The following is a 3,135-nucleotide window of genomic DNA, read 5'->3' on the forward strand; positions in this document are numbered from 1 at the left end:
CTATTGCCGCATCTCCAGTTACCTGCAGACCATGGCAAATCAGGGATACAATCCGCTGGTCGCCATTCAAATGGCCTTTTCGGGACAGCTCTATGCTGATAGGGGTGAGTAGTTACGGCAGATGTTTTATTTTGTGTCCGCTGTGCCGGGGGTGGGCGGACTGTATGGCAACATGACAAATTGTCAGAGATTTATTTTCTGTCAGCAGTAGAATGGCGTTGTATTCTAGAAGGAGGGATTGCAGGCATGAGCTGGTTCGGAAAAAGCCTGAATCACAAGTTCACCATCGCGACCATCGCAGGTTTTCTGATCAGTTCAGTGGTGTTTCTTGTGCTGTTTCTGGGTTTCTATCAAAACAAGCTGGAGCAGGAGAAGGCCCAGGCGGCTCACGACGTCAACCGTTTGCTGCAGACTTCCCTGGAAAATGCCATGCTCAAGCGCGATATCGATGGCCTGATCACCATCGTCCAGCATTTGGGAGAGCAGGAAAATGTCAGCGCAGTGATGATCGTGAATCCCCAGGGAAAGGTGCGTTTTGCCAGCCGTCCCGATCTCGAGGGAAAGATCATCGGCAAGGAGTTCATCGAAGGCCTGGAAGCCCATACGCGATTCATGAAGGACGAAACCGGCAGGGAAGTGCTGCGGAGCGTCAATCCTGTGCATAACAAACCCCCCTGTCAGGTTTGTCACGGTCCACTGGAAAAGCATCCGGTAAACGGCATCCTGCTGGTGGATTACGATGCCACTTCCATGCGTCACTAGGCGCGTAATACCACCCTGGTGCTGATGGGCGCCGGATCGCTGATCGTCGTGATCAATCTGCTGGGTGGCTGGTGGTTCATCCGCCGGTTCATACTCAAACCTGTGGCAGCGCTGAATGCGGCGAGTGATGAACTGGCCAGTGGCAAGCTGGATTCCCGCGTGCCGACCCACGGTGAGGATGAACTGGCCAGCCTGGGGAACAGTTTCAATCAAATGGCCGAAAGTCTGCAGCGCCATACGCTTGAACTGGAAGAGAGCCATGCCTTCCTGCAGGCGTTGGTGGACGCCATTCCGGATGGTGTGCGCATCATTGACGATGACTACAACATGCTGCTGGTCAACCGGACATTCTGCGAACAGGTCCAGTGGCCGGATGAGGCCTGTTCAGGTGAGAAATGCTACCGTGTCGCACACAACCTGGACTCACCCTGTCCGGTGGACCTGCTGACCTGTCCGGTAGAAGAAATCCGCAAGGACCCGAAGCCGCTGAAAGTGATCCACCATCATTGTCATGAGGGTGAAGACACTCTTGATGTGGAAATCTATGCAGCACCCATGCGTATCATGAGAGGGGGACAGGAGATTACGCTGGTCGTCGAATCCATTCGTGATCTCAGCCAGCAGGTGCGCTTCACCCATGAGCAGCGACTGTCGGAACTGGGAAGGCTTGCCGCAGGGGTGGCCCATGAAATCTACAATCCCCTCAGTTCCATGAAGCTGGCCCTGCATTCCCTGCTGCAGAGCGTCGACCGTGAGGGACAGTCGGAAGAGGTGTCGGACTATCTCTCCGTGGTCGAACAGGAGATGGATCAGTGCATCAACATCACGGATCGCCTGTTGCGTCTCAGTGCCGCGCCCATGGAGCAAAAAGAGCTGGTGGATATGGAGGAGGTTGTGGACGATACCCTTACCCTGCTGAAATGGGATGCGGAGCAGTCGGGTATCGAACTTGTCAGGGATTTTCCTGATCAGCCTTTGCGTGTCATCGCCAGCGGCAGTGAGATGCGCATGCTGACACTCAATCTGGTACAGAATGCCTTTCATGCCATGCCGGATGGCGGCCGGCTGACCATTACCGGCAAGCTGACCGGTCACGAGGTTGTTCTGACGTTTACAGATTCCGGTGTGGGTATCCCCGAAGATGAGCTTCCCTATATCTTCATGCCCTTCTTCAGCCGGCGTGCGGATGGCGTCAGCGGCACAGGTCTGGGTTTGGCAATCTCCAGGACCATCGTCGAGAACTGTGGCGGTGTGCTGAGTGCTTCCAGTACACAGGGGCAGGGAAGTTGCTTTACCGTGGTAATCCCCGAAGCTGACCCGGAAGTGCCAGGATTATGAAGACGCGTATCCTGGTGATTGAAGACGATGCCCTGCTGAACCGCATGATCGTGCGGCAACTGGAAGGTATGGGTTATGAGGTGGCTGGCATGGGAAGCCTGGGTGATGCCCGCGACTACCTGAAAAAATACGAACCCGACCTGGTTATTTCAGATATGCGGCTGCCGGATGGAGACTGTCTGGCAGCGCTGCCAGCCCTGGCGGAATTCCATCCCGTGATCGTGCTGACAGCCTATGGCACCGTGAAGAATGCCGTGGAAGCCATTCAGGCCGGAGCGGCCGACTATCTGAGCAAACCGGTCAGCCCGGATGAACTGGCGCTTACGGTCCGGCGCGTGCTGAATACCGCCGCCTTGAAGGCCGATCATCAGTTTTGCAAGGCGCGACTGGCTGCACAGGCGGATTCGCAGCGTTTCATGATCGGCCAGAGCAAAGCGCTGGATCAGGTAAAAGAACTGATCAATGCGGTAGCGGACAGCGATATGACCGTGCTGGTGCTGGGAGAGAGCGGTTCCGGCAAGGAGCTGGTGGCACGGGCCATCCATGATCAGAGTCACCGCACAAAGCGCAATTTCGTGGCGGTGGATTGCTGTACGCTGCAGGAAAGCCTGTTCGAGTCCGAGCTGTTCGGTCACGAAAAAGGCGCCTTCACCGGCGCCGATAAAAAGAAGCAGGGCCTGATCGAAGGTGCTGCAGGCGGCACCCTGTTTCTGGATGAGATCGGTGAAATCCCGCCGGCGATACAGGCCAAACTGCTGCGTGTACTGGAAACGGGCCAGTTCCGCAGGGTGGGGGGCACCAAGGATCTCAGTTCGGATGTGCGCATCGTCGTGGCTACCAATAGGAACCTGAAGAAGATGTCTGAAAACGGTGAATTCAGGGCAGACCTGTACTACCGGCTGGAAGCCTTCACCATCGCTGCCAGCCATGGAGAGCGAAGCGAAGGCTGGTAGTCCCCAGTAGCCGCGAGGCCGCACTGCTTACCCGTCGTGCGCATAGCGCCAGAGGGGAAGCAAAGTAGGCATTCGAACGCGG

3 protein-coding genes are annotated in these 3,135 nt (G+C 56.3%); all 3 read left to right on the plus strand.

Going from position 1 to position 3,135, the window contains the following annotated elements:
- Positions 1–246: 246 nt before the first annotated feature.
- From ACOCD2_RS15150 to ACOCD2_RS15160, 3 genes are read left to right on the plus strand one after another with little or no spacing between them, the layout of a single operon-like run.
- Positions 247–762 carry a hypothetical protein gene (locus tag ACOCD2_RS15150; RefSeq protein WP_293649381.1) on the plus strand — a complete coding sequence of 172 codons (516 nt, stop codon included), beginning with the start codon at positions 247–249 and terminating at the stop codon, positions 760–762.
- Positions 763–786: 24 nt separating this feature from the next.
- Entirely contained in the window at positions 787–2,100 is a 1,314-nt protein-coding gene (locus ACOCD2_RS15155; RefSeq protein WP_293649384.1) for a sensor histidine kinase, read from the plus strand.
- Positions 2,097–3,053 (plus strand): sigma-54-dependent transcriptional regulator, encoded by a 957-nt coding sequence (locus ACOCD2_RS15160; RefSeq protein ID WP_293652348.1) that lies wholly within the window; start codon positions 2,097–2,099, stop codon positions 3,051–3,053. The genes ACOCD2_RS15155 and ACOCD2_RS15160 overlap by 4 nt, the downstream gene beginning before the upstream one ends.
- Positions 3,054–3,135: the final 82 nt, after the last annotated feature.

It is taken from the genome of Thiolapillus sp. (assembly GCF_048562965.1).
Classification (GTDB): Bacteria; Pseudomonadota; Gammaproteobacteria; order Chromatiales; family Chromatiaceae; genus Thiolapillus; species Thiolapillus brandeum_A.

Bases quoted from the DNA above. Each gene is read 5' to 3' on its own strand.
- ACOCD2_RS15150 (WP_293649381.1), top strand. From the start codon at position 247: ATGAGCTGGTTCGGAAAAAGCCTGAATCACAAGTTCACCATCGCGACC.
- ACOCD2_RS15155 (WP_293649384.1), top strand. From the start codon at position 787: ATGGGCGCCGGATCGCTGATCGTCGTGATCAATCTGCTGGGTGGCTGG.
- ACOCD2_RS15160 (WP_293652348.1), top strand. From the start codon at position 2,097: ATGAAGACGCGTATCCTGGTGATTGAAGACGATGCCCTGCTGAACCGC.